At 69.2% G+C, this 18,297-nt stretch carries 10 protein-coding genes; 4 read left to right on the top strand and 6 right to left on the bottom strand.

Annotation, left to right across the window (positions count from 1 at the left end):
* Position 1 precedes the first annotated feature (1 nt).
* The gene (locus tag ACIREO_RS08990; RefSeq protein ID WP_404106806.1) at positions 2 to 2,299 is read left to right on the top strand and encodes an ABC transporter permease; all 2,298 of its coding nucleotides are present in this window, start codon (positions 2 to 4) and stop codon (positions 2,297 to 2,299) included.
* 251 nt (positions 2,300 to 2,550) lie between these two features.
* The gene (locus ACIREO_RS08985; RefSeq protein WP_404106804.1) at positions 2,551 to 2,811 is read left to right on the top strand and encodes a hypothetical protein; all 261 of its coding nucleotides are present in this window, start codon (positions 2,551 to 2,553) and stop codon (positions 2,809 to 2,811) included.
* A gap of 134 nt (positions 2,812 to 2,945) precedes the next feature.
* Here the strand turns inward: ACIREO_RS08985 and ACIREO_RS08980 are convergent, their stop codons facing one another.
* The 5 genes from ACIREO_RS08980 to ACIREO_RS08960 all read right to left on the bottom strand — a co-directional run bounded on the left by ACIREO_RS08980 (position 2,946) and on the right by ACIREO_RS08960 (position 7,425).
* The gene (locus ACIREO_RS08980) at positions 2,946 to 3,698 is read right to left on the bottom strand and encodes a class II glutamine amidotransferase (protein WP_404106803.1); all 753 of its coding nucleotides are present in this window, start codon (positions 3,696 to 3,698) and stop codon (positions 2,946 to 2,948) included.
* Between the two features lie 195 nt (positions 3,699 to 3,893).
* The gene (locus ACIREO_RS08975; protein ID WP_404106801.1) at positions 3,894 to 4,814 is read right to left on the bottom strand and encodes an amino acid ABC transporter permease; all 921 of its coding nucleotides are present in this window, start codon (positions 4,812 to 4,814) and stop codon (positions 3,894 to 3,896) included.
* The gene (locus ACIREO_RS08970) at positions 4,811 to 5,458 is read right to left on the bottom strand and encodes an amino acid ABC transporter permease (protein ID WP_404106800.1); all 648 of its coding nucleotides are present in this window, start codon (positions 5,456 to 5,458) and stop codon (positions 4,811 to 4,813) included. The genes ACIREO_RS08975 and ACIREO_RS08970 overlap by 4 nt, the downstream gene beginning before the upstream one ends.
* 6 nt (positions 5,459 to 5,464) lie before the next feature.
* A complete protein-coding gene (locus ACIREO_RS08965; RefSeq protein ID WP_404106799.1) occupies positions 5,465 to 6,442 on the bottom strand; it encodes a glutamate ABC transporter substrate-binding protein in 978 nt (325 codons plus the stop codon).
* Positions 6,443 to 6,663: 221 nt separating this feature from the next.
* Positions 6,664 to 7,425: an amino acid ABC transporter ATP-binding protein gene (locus tag ACIREO_RS08960; RefSeq protein ID WP_404106798.1), complete on the bottom strand. Its 762-nt coding sequence runs from the start codon at positions 7,423 to 7,425 to the stop codon at positions 6,664 to 6,666.
* 129 nt (positions 7,426 to 7,554) lie between these two features.
* Between ACIREO_RS08960 and ACIREO_RS08955 the strand changes: the two genes are divergently transcribed.
* Positions 7,555 to 8,460, top strand: coding sequence for a LysR family transcriptional regulator (locus tag ACIREO_RS08955; RefSeq protein ID WP_404106797.1), 906 nt, complete (start codon positions 7,555 to 7,557; stop codon positions 8,458 to 8,460).
* Positions 8,461 to 8,470: 10 nt separating this feature from the next.
* Here ACIREO_RS08955 and ACIREO_RS08950 read toward each other — a convergent pair whose 3' ends face one another.
* Positions 8,471 to 17,242, bottom strand: coding sequence for a hypothetical protein (locus ACIREO_RS08950; RefSeq protein WP_404106795.1), 8,772 nt, complete (start codon positions 17,240 to 17,242; stop codon positions 8,471 to 8,473).
* Between the two features lie 910 nt (positions 17,243 to 18,152).
* Here ACIREO_RS08950 and ACIREO_RS08945 point away from each other — a divergent pair.
* Positions 18,153 to 18,278, top strand: coding sequence for a hypothetical protein (locus ACIREO_RS08945; RefSeq protein ID WP_404106794.1), 126 nt, complete (start codon positions 18,153 to 18,155; stop codon positions 18,276 to 18,278).
* The last annotated feature ends 19 nt before the right edge of the window (positions 18,279 to 18,297 follow it).

Below are 18,297 nucleotides of genomic sequence, written 5' to 3'. Positions count from 1 at the left end.
CGTGCGGGCAACCCTCCGCTGGGCCCACACGGATCTGCGCACCCACCGCGGGGAGGCCCTGTTCATCGTCCTGGCCACCACGGGAATCGTCACCGCCCTGCTGCTCGCCACCGCCCTGTTCGGCTACGCCACCAACCCCTGGCAGCGGATCTTCACCCAGTCCCACGGCGCTCACGTCTGGATCCACACCGGGCCTGCCGCCGACACCGGCCGGCTGGCCTCCCTGGACGGTGTCGAGGGCCTCTCCGGCCCCTACCGCACCGCTTCCGCCACCGTCGTGTCCCGGGGCGTCCGCGCCGCTGTCGAACTGCGCGGCGCCGGTGAGGATCCGCCCGCCACCGGCCGGCCGCTCATCACCTCCGGCCGCTGGCTCACTTCCGGCAGCCCGGACGGTGTGGTCCTGGAGAGCAGTCTGGCCCGTGCCCTGTGGGCCGAACCGGGGGACGTCCTCACCGTGCCCGGCAGCGACCGCCCCCTGACCGTCCTCGGCATCGCCGACAGCGCCGAACTCCGCTACCGGCCGGGCCAGAGACCGGGCACCGTGTGGGCGTTGCCCTCCGCGGTCGCCGGCACGGGCGGCACATGGTCGGGGCAGATCACCGGCCTGATGCTGACGGAGCCCGACGACACCGACTACGCGATCCAACGCGCGGTCACCGAACTCGGCGCCGGGACCGTCGTCGACGTGTCCACCTGGCAACAGGCGCGAGGCGAGGCGCAGAGCGACACCCGGCTGCTCGGCCAGGTGCTGGCACTGTTCGGACTCGGGGCGCTGATCGCTGCCGCGCTGGCTGTGTTCGGGGCCATCAGCACACGGGTGCGTGGCCACCTGAGAGACATCTCCGTACTGAAGGCAATCGGTTTCACCCCCGGCCAGGTCACCCGGAACTTCCTCGTGCAGCACCTCGCCCTCGCCGTGCTGGGCGCGTTGCTCGCGACCGTGCTGACCCGGACACTCGGCAGCCGTGTCCCCGGCAGACTGGGCGAGGCGGTAGGTGTCTGGCAGGGTCTGCCCGGCCACCCGACGGCCCTGCTCGCCGTGCCGGCCGGAGCCGTCCTCTTCATCGGGGCCACCACCTGCCTCGCCGCCTGGCGGGCCGGGCGGGTACCGCCCGTACCCCTGCTTCCGCCGGTGACAGCGTCCCGTGGCCGGCTTTCCCGGACAGCGAGAAGAGCCCTGGGACTCGGTGCGTCACCGGCCCTGGTGCTCGGCTGGCATCGCGCTTTCGTACGCGGCCACCACACACCGGCGACCGTCGCCCGGCTGGCGCTGCCACTCCTGCTGATCACGGTTGTCCTCAGCGCCTGGACCACCATCGGCCGCTTCCAGAGCGAACCCGAGCAGATGGGAATGGCAGCCGCCCTCACCGCACGGGCCACACAGGGGCTGAGTGACCCCGAGGCGCGCTCGATACTCGAAGCCGACGACCAGGTCGCGGCCGCCCACCCCGGCGTCGAGGTCGCGGCGCTCGTACCGGGGCAGACCGGGACCATCGCACTGCGAGGCGTCGGTACCCGAGCCGAGCCCTACCCCTTCTCCGTCGCCGAAGGCAGCCCGCCCGAAGGACCGGACGAAGCCGTAGCCGGTCAGGGGCTGCTCGACCTGCTCGATGTGAAGGTCGGTGACTGGGTGCGGATGACCGCCGGCGAGCACCCGCAGATCCTGCACATCGTCGGCCGCAGCATCGAGCCGGAGAACAGCGGCCGGGTGATCTCCACCTCTCTGGACACCCTCCGCGAGAACGATCCCGGTCTCAGCCCCGCGCTCTACCAGCTCCGGCTGCGGGCCGGCGCAGACCCCGACGGGGTCCGTACGGCCCTGACGGAAGCCTCCCAGGGGCGTCTGGACATCCACGAGGTCACGAGTCCGGGCGACCGGCTCTCCTCGATGCTGGGTGTCGTCATAGGTCTCGTCGTCGTGCTCGCGCTGATCGGTCTCATCGATCTGTCCACCGCGATCGGCGACAGCGTACTGGCGGGGGAACGCGATCTGATCGCGCTCAAGGCGATCGGCTTCTCCCCGGGGCAGATCACCGCGGTCACCGTGACGGCCATCGGCTCTGTCGCCCTGCTCGCCGCGGTGACCGGCGTGGTGCTCGGCGTGCCCCTCGCCCACTGGCTGATCGACGCCGAGGCGCACTCCAGCGGGATCGGTGCCGGGGTCGCCCGAGCACCCTCGCTGCTCCATCTCGTGGTGCTCGCCGCCGGCGCGGTACTCGGCGCCGTCGCCCTCTCCTTCCTCCCGGCCGCCCGGACGGCCCGCCGCAGACTCGCGGACACGGTCGGCGCCGTCGGTTAGGAGCGGGCCGGTCGAGCGGTCCGCGGATTTCCCGCGGAATCGGTCGGCCCTCGCCCCGTTCTTCGAATTGCGGTAGCAATTGTCGGTCGAGCCTGGCGTGACGCACGGCCGATCACTGGACTTTCCACTGTCAATCCAACCCCCGATAAAGGCGGATGACGAGCCGTCACGGGGAATTCCGCGACTGCCAGGTCCGTGTAGGACTGCGGCGAAGCGGTGACTGACACATTCAGCGCGTGCCCAATAATCGATTGGACATCATCATGACGTTGATCACTCGCAGCAAGATAACGGCCGCAGCCGTTATCGGTACGGGCGCCATTGCCCTTCCTCTCGCCACGGCGAGCACGGCCTCTGCCGAAACAAATCTCCGCCCGCACTGGGCCGACTCCATGCTGGAGTGCCAGACAATGGGCAACACGTTTGCCCAGCAGGGCCTGCTGAACGGCTTCACCTGCGTAAAGGTGAACTCGAACCTGGGCGGTCCGAATTACCTGATGTACCCGTGGTAGGCATTCTTTTCCGGCCGTAGGCGGGGGTCCCTGCCCAAGCGAAGTGACAGCTTGGACAGGGACCCTGAATCCGGCCGGCTCACCACGGTCGAGCTTGTCCGGCGGAGTCGGCAGCCACAGGACGAGGGCCGAAATCAGCCTCCGTGGATCGTTGTCCTGGGGCCGCCACGCGCGATCTCCAGCACATGCCGTTCGGGGAGCACCGTCCACTCGGGATCCGGCTGGGGCCATCCGGTGGACGCCACGACGGTCTTGGCCCCGTCCTGGCGGTAGCGCAGGCCGAAGTAGCCGGCACCGCGACGCTCGATGACCTCGGAGCGCGGGTCGTGCTCCGTGTAGGCGAAGAGCGCGGTGGGGGTCAGCAGCAGGCAGTTGAGGCTGACGAAGGAAGTCGCCAGGGAGCGCAGGTCATCGGCGGTCCGGATGAGGGCCTTCACGGGTTCCATGCCCTCATCCATGTGGCGGCGGACGGCGAGGGAGAACCGCTCACTGTCGGTGTCACCCTCGGCACGTGCGAGACGATCGGGACCGATCACCTCGTCGAGACACGTGTACGGGGTGAAGTCGCCGTTGTGGGCGAAGGCCGCACCGGCGTCACCGAACGGGTGGGTGTTGGGCATCGTGACGGGAAAGCCGGGGCTGGCCATCCGCAGGTGCAACAGGGCGGCGTCGGTGGTGGTGGTGTCCAGGAGCGGACGCAGCCGGGTGCTGACCTCCGCGCTCACCGGCTCCTTGACGGTCTCCACGGCGCCGCCCCTGGAACGGAAGGCGAAGCCCCACCCGTGGCTGTGCTCACATGCCAATGACATGAACGGGTCGAGTTCGTCGGTCAGCAGATCGCTGACGGTGCCGGGGTCCGAGGCGACAACGCCCAGAAGTCTGCACATTGGGGTTCCCTTCACTGAGAGTTCGTGGGGACTCGCGCCGCTGGGCGCGCGCGACCGACCGGCCGGCGGCAGCCGGCAGGGCGGTGACGAGGGGGAGAGCTGAAGCTGTGAAGCCGGCAGAGACGTGACGGGGCAGCAACGCCTCTGCCGGCCGATCTGGGGTGGCCCCGGGCAGGCGGGGCCGTGGGACAGCCGTCAGGCGCGGGGTTTGCGGGTGCCCGCGCCGCTGCCGATCCGGCGCTCCATGCGGCCCGCGACCGAAGCGAGAGCCACGTTGACGATCACGAAGACAAGTGCGACAACGAGGTAGCTCTGGACGATCGTGTGGTTGAACTCGCCCAGAACCTTCGCGGAGTTGAGGAGTTCCAGGAAACTGACGACGTAGCCGAGTGTGCTGTCCTTGAGCAACCGGATCAGCTGGCTGACCAGGGCCGGGGAGGTCTGTTTGACGGCCTGGGGCAGGACGACGAACCGCATCGTGGACCAGTGGCTCAGCCCCAGCGCGTGCCCGGCCTCGGTCTGCCCGGCGGGCAGTGCACGGACGCCGGCGCGGAAGATCTCGGCGAAGACCGCCGCGTTGGTGATCACGATCGGCCATACCAGCTGCCAGAAGAGCGACATCCTGATGCCCGTGCTCGGCAGCCCCAGCAGAAACGCGTAGATCAGGAGCAGCAGCGGAACGGCCCGCATCAGCTCGACGTACACAGTGGCCGGCCACCGCAGCAGCCGGGTCCTGGACAGCCGTGCCAGGGCCAGCAGTGCGCCGAGGGGCAACGCGATCGCTCCGCTGACCAGGGTGATCTTGACGGTTGCCCAGAGGCCGGTCAGCAGATACCGGATGATCGGCCACTCGGCGAACAACTGCCACTTGTCGGCGTCCAGCTGGCCCTTCACCGCGAACTGGCGGACGGCGACCGCGAGCAGCACGGCCATCACCAGCACCGAGACGGCCGTGGCCACAGCGATGCGGCGGCGCCCGCGAGGCCCCGGCGCGTCGAAGAGGGGTGCCTCGTCCTCCCCCAGCCTCGCCATCAGAGTGGCGATCCCGCGTACCGGACGGACGGGCCTCTCAGGGGCCGCCGACTGCTTCTCGTCGTATTCGGCCAGGGTGCTCATCGCAGCACCACCAACCTGCGTTCCATGAGCGCGGCCAGCCGGCCGATCCCCAAGGTGAAGGCGACGTAGCAGGCCGCGGCGGCGCCGAAGGTGATCAAGGGCTGGGCGTACTGCTGATCGAGCAGCTGGGTCTGGCCCGTCAGTTCCTGCGTGACACCGACGGCCGCTGCCAGGGAGGAGTTGAGCATCACCGCGATCAGCAGGGAGGCCAGCGGCTGGATGATCGAACGCAGCGCCTGCGGGACGATGATCAGCCTCACCACCTGCCCGAAGGTGAATCCGAGCGCCCTGCCCGCCTCGATCTGCCCGAGGGGCACGGCGCGGGCGCCCGAGCGCATGGTCTCGCAGAAGAACGCCGCCCAGTACAGGCTCATGGCCGTCACCACGGTCCAGAACAGCGAGTAGACCAGTCCGACTTCCGGCAGACCGAAGACGAACAGGGTCAGCAGGACCAGGAGCGGGACGCTGCGCACGGCGGACACGTACCCCCTGGCGAACAGGCGCAGGGGGGCCACCGGGCTGATCCTGAACACGGCCAGGACGAGCCCGAGGAGGCCCGCGACCACGAAGGTCGTTCCGCTGATCTCCAGGGAGACCAGCAGGCCGTTGCCGAACACGTCCAGGTTGGAGGTGATGACGTCCATCGCCGGTCAGCCGATCTTCGGCGGGGCCGGAGCCTCGCCGGGCACGTGAGTGCCGAGGGTGGCCTTCCACACCTTGGCCCAGGTGCCGTCGGCCTCGATCCCCCTGAGCCAGTCGTTGACGAACTTCTTGAAGTCCGGCTTGTCGATGGGCAGACCGATGCCGTAGGGCTCCTCGCTGAAGGTGCTGGCGAGGACCTTGACGTCGGGGTTGGTGGTGGCGTTGCCGGCGAGGATGCCCTGGTCGAGCACGTAGGCGTCGGCTCGGCCCTGCCTGAGTGCTTGCAGGCACTCGGTGTTGGTCTCGAAGAGCTGGATCTTCGCCGTCGGCACCTGGGACTTGATGGTGGAGGCGGCGGTCGAGCCCGACTGGGTGACCACGGTCCTGCCCGCCAGGTCCTTGAGCGAGGTGATCTCGCTGTTGTCCTTCTTGACCTGGATGGACAGACCGTCCATGTAGTAGGGCCCGGCGAAGTTGATGACCTCGGCGCGCTCCGGCGTAATGGTGTACGTGGCGAACACCGCGTCGACGGAGTGGTTCTTCAGCAGTGCCTCACGCGTCTGGGAGGTCACGTTGACCAGCTTCGTGGCGGGCTTGCCGATGATGTACTGCGCCAGCAGCCGGGACAGGGCGGCGTCGAAGCCGCCGACCTTGCCCGTCGTCGGGTCGAGGAGCGAGAACAGCGCCGCGGTCTGGGTACCGCCGACCAGGAGTTCCCCACGCTTCTTGATCTGCGCGGCGGTGGAGCCCGCGGGCATCAGGGAGGCGTCGGCGGGCTTCTCGGCGGCTATCAGCGCGTCGAGTGCCGGAGCGGCGTCGGCCATGGCCGATCCCGACTTGGCTCCCGGCGCTCCCGGCACCTTCGCCTCGGACGACGAGGAGCCCGAGCACGCGGTGGTGAGGACGGCAGTTGCCGCGACGATCGACACGAAGGCCGCTGCGCGCCTTCTGGCGGCGGCGGTGCGCGGTGCTGAGGTGACGGACATGGGTCCTCCGGCAGGAGACGGGTCGGGTACGACGAGGTACGCCGTGGGGAACAAGCGGATACGGCGGGCGGGTGCCGGGGTGCGGGGTGGTGGGGTGCGGGGTGGTGGGTGCGGGGTGGTGGGGTGCGCGCCGCCGCTCCGAGACGGGGGAGGTGCGGAGCGGCGACGCGGGTGAGGAGCTCACACAGCAGGTCCATGGTGTGCCGTGCGAACCCGTGGCTTCAGTGGCGGAGCACCTTGGAGAGGAAGTCGGCGGCCCGTTCATGCCGTGGGGCGGCGAAGAAGTCGGCGGGCTTCGCCGTCTCAAGGATCCGGCCGCCGTCCATGAACACCACGCGGTCGGCGGCCTGCTGGGCGAATCCCATCTCGTGCGTGACGACGATCATCGTCATGCCCTCCGCCGCGAGCTCGACCAGGACCTCCAGGACTTCCTGGATCATCTCGGGGTCGAGAGCGGAAGTGGGCTCGTCGAACAGCAGCACCTTCGGATCCATCGCGAGTGCCCTGGCGATCGCGACGCGCTGCTGCTGGCCGCCTGACAGCTGGGCCGGGTGGGCGTCGGCCTTGTCGGCGAGCCCCACCCTGGCGAGCAGCTTCAGGGCGCGCTCCCTCGCGTCGGCCTTGGAGAGCCCGCGCACCTTCATGGGCGCCAGGGTGAGGTTCTGCAGGACGGTGAGGTGCGCGAAGAGATTGAACGACTGGAAGACCATGCCCGCGTCCGCCCGCAGCGTGGCCAGCCCCCGGCCCTCCTCGGGCAGCGGCACACCGTCGATGGTGATCGTGCCCGACGTGGTGGTTTCCAGCCGGTTGACGCAACGGCAGAGGGTCGACTTGCCGGAACCCGAGGGACCGATGACCACGACGACCTCGCCCGCCGCGACATCCAGGTCGATGCCGTGCAGCACCTGGGTGTCACCGAAGTGCTTGTCGACACCCCGGATCTGCACGAGGGGACGCGGGCCTGCTTCGACGGTAGCGGTCACACGGAGCTCCAGCGAAGAGGGGGAGGGAGAGTGACGGTTGCTGTGCTGCCGCAATTCGATCAAATACCGAACCTCCATGTCTAACGAGGATTTTTTCGCCGACTCATCAACCCCCTTTATGCTTCGGGGATGTTGGACGTACATCAGCTCCGGGTGCTGGCCGAGGTCGCCCGCACGGGCTCGTACACCGCTGCCGCCGTCTCCCTGGGCTACACCCAACCTGCGGTGAGCTATCAGATGCGCCGCCTCCAGCAGGCGGTGGGCGCGCCACTCGTGGTCAGAGTCGGCCGCGGGCTCGAACTGACCGAGACCGGCCATGCGCTGGTGCGTCATGCGGACACCATCTTCTCGGTGCTGCGCGCCGCCGACCAGGAGGTCGCCTCGGTGGTGGCGCGCGGCGGCGGACTGGTGCGGATGGCCGCCTTCCAGAGCAGCTGTGTGACCCTCGTGCCGCAGCTGATCGCGCGCCTGCGACGTGCGCACCCGGAGGTCCATGTCACGGTCGTACAGGCCGAACCGGTCGAGGCCCGCCGTATGGTCAGGACCGGCGAGGCCGATCTCGGACTGCTGTGCAACTGGGAGAACGAACAGCTGCCGGAGGGCGAGAGCACGATGCTCCGCCATGCACTGACGACGGACCGCCGCTGCGTCCTCATGCGCGAGGACGACCCACTGGCCGGCCACTCCTCGGTGGACCTCGCGGACCTGGCCTCGTACGACTGGGTGATGGAGAGCTTCCGGGACCGGTTCATGGCGGCCTGCACCAGTCTGGGCTTCCAGCCCCGGATCACGGCGACCGTCGACGACGTGAGCGCCATCCAGGCGCTGGTGGCGTCGGGCCTCGGCATCAGCCTGATGAGCGAGCTGGCGCTCCAGGCCCACCTCGCCCCCGGCCTGGTCCACCGCCCGCTGCGTGGCTGGCCGCTGCGCAACACCTACACGCTGCTGTGGCCGGACATGGCGAACGTCCCGGCGGTGGCGACGGTGCTGCGCGAGATCCGCTCGATCGCGCGGACGACGGGGAAGGCCGGGTAGACGGCCTGGCTCAGTGCGCCGCGGGACTCGTGCCCGGCTTGAGGGGATCCGTGGGCACGGGGCCCGGCTCCGGTGTCAGTACCGGGCCGACGGCCGTGTCTCCCGCCCGGTTCACGTCCGCCTCCGTCGTGCCATCGGCCGAGATCTCGCCCTCGGCCGCGAACTCCGCGGCGGCCAATGCCCAGATCCGCCGCGACGTCGCGGCCTCGATGGTGTCGAGCACGGGGGGCCAGGGGCCGGGCCGCACCATCAGTACCCGTACCTGGTCGAGCGGCTCCAGTGCGCTCAGGCCGATGAGACCGCTCAGCTGCGCCTCGACTTCCCGGCCGAGCGGCAACTTGATGCCCGCAGCTCTCAGTTCGGCCACGCTGACACTGCCGCCGACGTCGAGCCCTCGCAGGTCCTCAGGCAGGTCCTCCTCCGACACGTTCCGTGCGGTCCACTGGCGCTCGGCAACGCCGCGACGCACCCCGGGCACCTGCCCGGGCGGCGGAGTGTCCGCCGGCTGCGGCGCCTCCTCCTGGGTGCCGTCCACCGGCGGCGATGCCTCGAAGCCGGGCGGTGCCTCAGTCGTACGCAGGATCATGTTGCCGGTCACCCAACGCGTGCCCTTCGGTCCGACCACCTTGAGCAGCCCGGCTGCCCACACCTCGTGGCCGCGCACCCCCTCGGCCGCGCCCGCCATCGGTGTGCCGTAGCGGAGCATCTCGCGTCGGGGTGCCGACCCTGTCCACGTCTGGCCCACAGTCGATGCGGACCCGGCAAGCGGACCCTTCAGTGCCAGGCGATCCTGGCCCGCGTTCTTCAGTGACGGGCTGAGGTTCAAGTCCGTGGACGGGCTCAGCGACAGATCGGCCTGGGTGAACGCTCCGTCGTTGGCGATCTCGATACGGTCGATGGCGGTGTCCCGGCTGTCCGACTCGCTGCGCGGTGCGAAGATCAGCATCTGGAGCGCGTTCCTGTCGCTGCCGGGACGTCCCAGGTACGGCGCGGTGGCGGCGGGTGTCAGCTGCGTCAGCCTGCCGGTCGCCGCGATCTGGGCCAGCCGCAGGAGCGTGCCCTCCACCGAGGTAGAGGTCTGCATGCCTAGCAGCAGGCCGTCGTCGAGGTCCGGATCCACCTCGCGCAGCGCCTTGACGAGTTCCGGCACGGCGTCAAAATCGTAGAGCGCGAACGGCCGCTTCGGGAGCCAGGGCTCGCCACTGAACACCTCCCTGGTGTTCTCCCCCATCTCCATGTCGATGACGACGGCACCGTCGGGCGGAGGCGGCGGCGCCTTGCTCGGGTCGCTGGTGAAGACCGCGGGTTCGGCGCGCCGTACGGGCGGCTGCGTCGTAATGCCGGTGTCGCGCGGGGTTTCGGAGCCGCTGAAGCGGGTCCTCACCATGGCGTGGACACTGCCGCTCACATGCTGGGGAGGGAACGGCAACGAGTCGAACAGCCGTTGGAGGCTCGCCTGCCATTCGTCGGGCACCAGGCCGTAGGCGTGGGCAGCCAGTTCGGCCAGTCCGGTTTTCCGGCCGGCCCAGCCCAGCCACTCGGCCAGTAGCCGAGGCAAGCGGACGATCAACGCCTCGTCCAGGGGGACCGACTCGACGGTTACGGAGTACTCGTAGAGCAGGTCGAATTCGGATGTGTCGCCCACAGTGCGCTCCCAGATCCGCCGCTCGACCGTGGAGATGGCCGCCTCCTGGTTTTCGGTCTTCCGGATCACGCCGAGAGTCGTCTTGATCCGGTGGCTGTCGACCTGGGCCATGGGACTGAACTCGAGCTGGTCGCTGGAGGCATCGTTGCGGGAGTGCCGGGTCGTCCCTGGCTTCGGCAGGGTGCCCCCGTCGCCATTGGTGTGGCCGAGCACATTGTCGAGACCGGCTGTCTTCAGCGCGGAACGACCGCGTGCCGCGGCGAGATCGCCGACGGGCCGGGCATTCAGCGACACCTGTACCAGCTTCGGACCGGCAGCCGAGCGGTGGACGAAATGGAAGATTGTGCGGGCCTCGGGGCCCGCGTTGGGGAGGGTGGCCAGACCGAGCCAGGTGCCGTGCTCGTTGATGCGGGTCCGCACGCCGGGCAGATAGTTCGAGCGGCCCGGCTTGGTCACGCCCGGAGCCACCTTCTCCACCGTGTCCCTGATCAGGGTCTCGAAGGCGGACCTCGGGCTCCAGGATCCGGTGGCGCTCGGCTCGGCGGGAACGTCGGCCCCGGGCGGTGACTGAGCGGCGGCTGTCCCGGGCTGCGGCTCAGCGACCGTCGGTGCCTCCGGTTCAGCCGGTGCCGGTGCCTCCGTCTCAACCAGTGCTGGTGCCTCCGGTTCAGCCGGTGCCGGTGCTTCGATCTCCACCTCGACCACGGAGGAGAAGGGCAGCTTCCCGCTCTGCACCATTCCGGGCGGCAGCATCCGGTCGTACGGGCCGGGATCAGGCGGCGCGGGCACACCGGCGAGCCTGAACTCCGGGTGGTTGATCAGGTCGTTGTCATTCAGTATGAACTCTGCGGTGGCATCAGAGGGTTCCACGATCTGCTGCACACTGAGCGTCGGGTTCGGCGACACCATCGCGATCAACGCATTGCGCTGGCCCATCGATACCGTGACGACGTACGTGACCTTGGCACTGAAGCGGTGCGGCGAGACGTCGTTCTCGGTCGTCACCCGCATCACAGGCGAGTTGTCGTTGACCGTGTCGACCTCGGTGACGGTGCGACGGTGCAGGTACCGCCCGGACGGGACAACCCGGCGCCCCGGAACACTGTAGTTCCCGGCGATTCCGCCCCCGTAGCTGTGCCCGCGGCTGACGTTGTCGATGTGTGCCGAGGCGTCGACGGACTGCACCCAACGCTCGTAGTCCATCACCCCGGGAGCCGGCAGAGCCTTCACGTCCGTCAGATAGCCCCGCACTTCGACCGTGATGTCCTTACCGGCGAGCACACCGGAGGAGGCGATGTTCTCCACCACGTAGGAGTCGCGCGCGATCCTCTGTGCGTTGCCGATCAGGTGGATCGATGAGAAACCGGTTCTGATGGCTTCCTGCGCGCTGCTCGCGGGGTGGAGTACGTCCTCGCCGACCGCGCGCTGCTTGGTCCACTGCCAGACGATGTCGGCCAGGTCGGCTATCCGGTGGCCCAGGTCGGCCATCCGGCGGTCCAGGTCGGCGCCCAGCGTCCCGGACGCCGCACCGTCGGCGGTCTCCGCCGTCCCGGTCGGCTCCGCCGCCTGCTCCGGCTCACCGTCCGCGTCCTCGGGGAACGCGCCCGGCATGGTCCGCTCACCGTCCGCGTCCTCCTCGGCCACGGTCGCCAGCGTCTCCAATATGCCGCGCAAAGCGTTGCGGATGGCCTCGCCGCCCTCCACCATGCCGTTCACAGCGTTACGGACAGCTTCGCCGCCCCATGCGGTCTCGGTCGGCTCCGGCTCACCGTCCGCGTCCTCGGGGAACGCGCCCGGCATGGTCCGCTCACCGTCCGCGTCCTCCCCGGCCGCGGCCACCAGGGTCTTCAACATGCTGTTCACAGCGACACGGATGGCCTCGCTGCCATCCAACCGGTCGAAAATAGCCGTCGTGGGCGGCCGTAGCGCGGTCGCCAGCACCTTCTCGTCCTCCTCGGTCAGCGGCCGTGCCACCGCACCCGGCGGCGGGTCCACATCGCTCGCCTCACTCAGCGTCCGGTACGTCGGCAGCGCCACGGTCACCTTGCCGTCCATCTCCCGCGGGGCCGGGGCCTCGCCATGGGTCCAGGACATCACCGCTCGGTGTGTGACCGGCATGGTGAAGACCTCGGTTCCGTCGGCGGTGGGGCTGAGGAGGTAGAACTCGTGCCCCGTCCCGGCACTGGACCCGGTGATCTTCGTCGGCTGCCGCGTGATGCTGCCCTCCCCCGTGATCCCCTGCAGCTCCGAATCGCCCGTCTCGTTGAGCACATTCGTTCCAGAGACCTGGCCGGTCCAGGTGTGCCCCCACGCGCTGCGGCTGAACTGCTCGTCGCCGGCCATCGTCGAGGCGGTGTAGTTGAGGGTCTGGACGTCCTTGAGCGTCATGTCGTGGGTGACGCCGCCATCCTCCGCGCCCTCGACCTGACGGGGTTTGGTGGTGATCTCTACCGTGAACCGCTGAGTGCCGCCCAACACGGTGGGCAGCACGAACCACTCGGAACTGCCGTCCTCGACCGACTCCCCCAGTGCCCCGAGCTGTCCCACCTCGGCGCGCCACAGGTCCAGCTTGCGCAGGTTGTTGAGCTGCTGAATGTGCAGGGCCCTCGCGGCGGCGGGGCCCTGCACGTGGGTGAGCCACAGGTTGTACAGGGCGCTCCCGGCGCCGCCCAGTGCCTCGTAGAGCCACTGGGCGTCCAAGGCGCTCGCGGCGCCGTCCAGTGCCTCGTAGAGCCGCTGGATGTCCAGGACCCTCGCAGCGAGGCCCTGGTACCTGGCCAGGAGGGTTTCCTCGTGTGATGGCAGGAAGCCGTTCTTCCGCATCCAGATCTCGAGGTCCTGGAAGAACTCCTCGGTGCCGTCCACTTTGAGCGGGGTGGTGCTGACGTTGAGCGACCGCAGGCTCAGAACCTCCGGTGGCAGGTACTTCTTGGTCTTCGGGACGCCCGAGACGGTGGCCTCGGAGGGGACTCTCAGGATCTCTCGATACTTCCGGCCTGTGGCCAGCGGACTGCCGGGCTCGGGCCCGCGCTCGGCGCCGGCAGCCGGCACGAGAGTGATGTCGTAGACGGCGTCGGCGTTCTCCCGGAACAGCGGCTTCGAGGTACGCAGCGAGCGCGATATCCTGGCGCTGCCTCCCGAGTTCAGTATGTGCTTGAACTGGTGTTGGACGTCCACCTGTCCGGTCAGTGCGACCCCTTGTGTATCGGTCTCCGTCCCGGGAGCGGACGCGTCCTGGGCTATCCCGAAGGTGAGCCCCGCGGACGCTCCGGCCCCGTTCTCGACGGACGCGCTGCCGGCGAGTTTCAGGGAGCGCAGTATGTGCGACTCCAGCACGGAGTTCTGGCTGGGCGGCCCCGCGACGTGGTCGGGCCCCTTCCGCTCGTGCAGGACCTTATGGACTCCGAGCACGCCGATGACGGACCCGTCCTTGGCGATCAGTGTCGGTGAGGGGTACCTCCCACCGGTCATCAGCCGACTGGTGCCGCGCAGGTTACCCTCGCCGAAGAAGTGCCGCAGCTCGTCCAGGGAAGCCTCGGAGATGTTCGCGAGGTCCGTCTTGAAGGAGCTCAGGACGTCGGCGAGCAACTGGTCGGCGTGGGGCACGCTCTCGATGGCCAGCAGCGGGACGTGGTGCGTCACCGTCGCCAACGGGGCGGGGCGCTTCTCCGGATCGCCGTCGTCCCGCACCCCGGCGCCGTTGTCCGCGTCGATCAGGTGCTGGGGGACCCAGACCGTGAAGTGCTCCTCCTCATCCGGGCGCCGCAGGGTGCGCCACTCCTCGTCCCCCACCGTGGTGAGGGCGTCGTGGAGTCCGGCGGTTTTCTTGAACTGCCAGTTCATCCGGTAGTCGTACGGCCGCGAACGCTCGCGGACGCGTAGCAGCACCATGGGCTGCACGGCCCTGCTGGCCATGACCGTGGTGCTCGTCTGGTTGAACGTAAGTTTGGCGGTCGGAGCGAAGGTCACTCTTTTGAGCCGTCCGCCCTTCGAGGGCCGCCAGGTGTGCGCGTAGCCGAGGTTCAGCGACCGCAGATCGTGGGCGCTGGTGGTGTTGCCCACCTCGCTGGTGCCGAACACCCAGCGCTGGATATTGACCGGAGGCCCGTCCGGGTTGTGCATCTCCTCGATGTCCGGGTCCCCCGGCTGCGGTTCGGAGAGACCCAGGCGCAGCGCGCCACAGTAGGTGTGTCCACGGTAGGAGGCCCGAATCGGCACTCCGCGCTCACTGAACAGGCCCTCCCACACGCCGCTCAGGAAACGCGAGGTGACAGTGGCCCGCACCAGCGCGTGGAAGTCGGCGTCCTCACCAAGGTCGCCCTCGACCTGCTTGATCATCTGATCCTGAAGCCAGACGACGGTTTCCTCAGGGACGGGTGTCAGGTGCTCCAGGCCGTGAGTCCCCTCGGGCCGCTTCCCGAACTCCAAGATGACCCTGCTGAGTTCCGCGGCGGTGGGGGCGCGGCCTGCGGGGTCGTCACCCGGCGGGTCATCGCCCGGCGGGACGACATCCGGCCGCGGCGTGGCTGGGGTGTTGGTGGCAGTGCCTCCATGGCGCTGTTCGTCGGGAGATGGCGGCCTGTCCTGCCGCGACGCCGCCCGGTCGTCCGGCTCCGCCGACTCGACGGCCTCGGTATCAGGTTTGGTATCTGTGCCCGTGCCCGTGCCCGTGTCCGGAACGGGCTCGGGGTCCACCCGGGCCTCGCGGTCGTGGACGTTGCCGTCGCTCTGGCTCTCGTCGGGACGGGAACCCGGGGCTGTCGGCGTCGCCGACAGGCTGCCGCTGACCCCGTTCCCGGCGCCGGACGCCTCCGTCAGGGGCCGGCGCGGCTCATCGCTCACGGGCAGCGGCTCGCGGGGCTCGTCCTTGGGCCCCACCGCGGAGAGCACGCCGGAGTCGGGGGAGCCCGGCCGGGGCGGGCTGGTCTCCACGGCTGCCGGGTCCCCAGCAGTGGAATCCTCTGCCGGGGGTACGGTCCCCGGCTCGGCGGGATCCGCCCCCTCCGTTGGCACGTTTTCGGCGACCTGCCGCACCGCGGCACGGAACTCCTCCCCCGTGGACCGCGAATCCGCGAGCAACCGCTCGGCGGCGGGGGCCGGCTCGGGTGCGGCATCAGGTATCGCCTCCGCCGGCGTGGGCAGACCGCGTCCGAGCGGCAGCGGGGGTGGCACCGAGCCGTCCGGCTCCATCTGCGGGGAGACCTCGGGAAGCGACACCGGATCGACCCACACCCGCTCCCGGAGCTCCGCAGTCGCGTTCCTCCGCGCATCGGCCCAGCTCGTCCCCTCCGGCGAGGTGTGGGCCGCGATGTCCCCGGCCACCGCCGCCCACAGTTGCAGGTGGCGCTCGCGCAGGCCGCTCTGCGCGAGGCCGCCGGGGGCCTGCTCGTCGAACGGTCCGAGCAGGCTGCCGGGCGCGTGGAGCCGGTCGGGGTTGCTCTCGTTGCGCGTCTCGTCCCGCAGGAACAGTTGGTGTGCCAACTCGTGCGCGTACTTCACCGGGTCGGCATCCGCCCACCACGCCCGCTGGTTCATCTCCTGATCCCGGCCGACAAACTCGACCGTCAGATGCGGGTTGTCGTCCGGCCCGACCGGCTCGACGGTGACATGCAGCCGGTCACCGTTGGGCAGCTTGTACCCCGGCCGGTTGTAGAACTCCTCCACGCCCTGGCGCACCCGCGCCATCACGGCGTCGGTATCGGTCCGACCGTCACCCGGACGGAAAGCGAGCCGCACGGTCAGGTCGGTGACGCTCCCGCCGCCGTGAGTGAAGCGCCGCACATCGAAGGCCGACCGCACCACGATCCGCGGCCGGCCATCGAGCCGAGCGCGGGGCGGCGCGGACTCCGCCCCGGTCGCGGAGGGACGCTCCGTGGCCATCGCGGACGCGGGCTGCGGGACGGCGGAGTACACGTCACCGGGGGCGGCATCGATGGCCTCCCGCAGCGGGATGACGTCGAGGTCGTCGCCCAAGTCCTGCGCCGTGTCTCTGCCCTTGGTCGCGTCCCAGCCGCCGGAAGTCAGTGCCTCCTGCCGCTCGTCGTCGTCGGAGTCGTATGGGGAGTCGTTGGATGAAGCATCGGTGACGTAGCTAAAAATTGACGCGCCATCAAACTCGGAGTCGTCGTCGGGCGCCGCTCCGATGACGGTGGGTGGCAACTCCGGGGAAGGAGCCGTGTCGAGTTTCGTCGGCGGGGCTTCGGACTCGGTCCGAACGGGACGGTACGACGACGGCATCTCGGACGCGGTCCCCTGCGTCGCGTCATCCCGTCCAGGGCCCTGGGACACGGACGTGCGGGTGTCGGGGGTGCTGGCTTCCGGGGACGACGGCACAACGGACTCGGCAAGGCCATCGGCGGGCGGGGTGACGGCCGCGTTGGCCGGGGTCAGGAGCCGTTGCTGCGGGACACCGGACTGCGGACCGCCTGCGAGGGCAGCGGCTGCCGCCGTGAGCGGCGCCAGAGGAGCCGGCTGCTCCCCCTCATCGGGAGTGAGCCCGGTTTCCTCCTGAACAGCCGCCGCCTCGACCTCGGTCGTGCTGCCCGAGGCCGCAGCCGGCTGCCCGGCGCCAGTTCCGGGAACAGGAGCGGCGGGAGCCTCTGCGGCGTCCAGCACAACCGCCTGCGCTGACGGAGCCGCGGCAACACCGTCCGGGACGGCCCTCTCGACGCTCTGGTCCGATCCTGCCGCGGGGTCGCCACGCCCCGCCGTACCGGCCGCTCCACCGCTCGCTGGAAGACCGCCCGGGTCCATCGTCGACCGGTGCTCCGCGCTCACGGGCAGCGACGCGGCCTCCCCGTCCGCCTCCGTCTCCGTGCCCTCGGCGAGCGATACGAAAGGGTCCTCGTCGCCCGTCCCTCCACCGGTGCCCCTGCCACCTGAACCCGCTCCCACCGCAGGCCGCTCGGCCATGTCCGAAACCGGCGAAACCTGCCGTCCTTGGCCGGGCGAACTCGTCGCGTCCGGATTCACCACGTCCGGAGCGACGGCGGCGAACTCTTCGGTGAACGCGTCGCCGGCGCCCTGCCGATAAGTCGCGGTGAACGCCGGAGTAGATACGGAAGGCCCCACCGTGGACCGGACATTCGGCTGCCCGACACCAGCCGAGTCGCCCAGCGAACCGTCCCCCGCGCCCATGGAATCCAGGGAACCGAGCCCGGACACAGCGGACCCGGCACTCGGATCCCCCGATACAGGCAAAGCGTTGTCACCGACAGCGAACTCCGGGGCGACAGCACCGTCCGGTGTCGAGGAAACATACAAGGACGACGGGGCTGCCCCACCGCTCACGGCCGCCGCCGGACCGGTCACCGCACCCGGAACCCCGGACGAGCCCTCACCACTGCCGAAAGTCGACTCGGTGACGCCGGCGGACGACGCACCAACACCCGAGCCGGAAGAACCGGAAGAATACGACGGGACAGCCGGTGCGGAAACCGCCGTGCGCGACGGCTTGAGCACAAAAGGCTTGACAACCGGCACATCGCCACCGACGCCACTCCCCACGCCACCCCTGACACTGCCCCCTCCGACACCCGGGAGCCGATTGATGACAGACGGAGCAAACTTGAAATTCTCGGGAAGAACCTTGTACACAAATTTTCCGCCGCGCCCAGCACCGTCAGCGACTACCTCGAAAATGAGCCCACTGATACCCGCACTCACGAACGTCGAAGGATCAAGAGAGAACGAGCCCCGGAAAATAAGAGTCGTGAACGCTTCCGCGAACGTCTCCGCCTGACCCTCATTGACGAAACTGAGAGGAAGATCGGAAATCTCCCGCCACACCGGCTTGTCCTTGAAGATCTTGACCATGAGCGGCCTGACCACCTGAGGCAAGATGCCGGCGAACAAACCCGCAAGCGCACCCGCGACCGCCGACTGCAGGATTTCCGTCCCGTCCGGCTTCGTACGCCGACGCTCCGGATCCGGATGGACCATCGAGATCAACTGAGCGCCCAGAGTGGTGAAGGCCTCCTCAAGCGCTTCGAGTATCACCGTCAGCGGAGTGGGCAGAGCATGACCCAACCTCTGCAGAATCAACAGCATGGCCAACGCGGTACGCGACCTCGCCGCAGCAACCTCAAGAAACGACGTACCACCAGTGAACACAGAAAGCAAAATGATCAACTGGATTTCGATGTTCATGATGGTGAACTCGATGATGATCTGATACTGAGCTTCCGAGACCT

The sequence above is a fragment of the Streptomyces sp. NPDC102441 genome (genome assembly GCF_044765585.1).
GTDB lineage: Bacteria > Actinomycetota > Actinomycetes > Streptomycetales > Streptomycetaceae > Streptomyces.
Note: the sequence above shows the minus strand (reverse complement) of the source record. Positions and strands in the feature narration are given on the sequence as shown.

What these genes read in the sequence shown, in the direction of transcription:
- ACIREO_RS08980 (WP_404106803.1), bottom strand. Translation starts at nt 3,698, where the DNA reads ATGTGCAGACTTCTGGGCGTTGTCGCCTCGGACCCCGGCACCGTCAGC.
- ACIREO_RS08975 (WP_404106801.1), bottom strand. Translation starts at nt 4,814, where the DNA reads ATGAGCACCCTGGCCGAATACGACGAGAAGCAGTCGGCGGCCCCTGAG.
- ACIREO_RS08970 (WP_404106800.1), bottom strand. Translation starts at nt 5,458, where the DNA reads ATGGACGTCATCACCTCCAACCTGGACGTGTTCGGCAACGGCCTGCTG.
- ACIREO_RS08965 (WP_404106799.1), bottom strand. Translation starts at nt 6,442, where the DNA reads ATGTCCGTCACCTCAGCACCGCGCACCGCCGCCGCCAGAAGGCGCGCA.
- ACIREO_RS08955 (WP_404106797.1), top strand. Translation starts at nt 7,555, where the DNA reads ATGTTGGACGTACATCAGCTCCGGGTGCTGGCCGAGGTCGCCCGCACG.
- ACIREO_RS08950 (WP_404106795.1), bottom strand. Translation starts at nt 17,242, where the DNA reads ATGGGCGCGGGGGACGGTTCGCTGGGCGACTCGGCTGGTGTCGGGCAG.
- ACIREO_RS08945 (WP_404106794.1), top strand. Translation starts at nt 18,153, where the DNA reads ATGGCCAACGCGGTACGCGACCTCGCCGCAGCAACCTCAAGAAACGAC.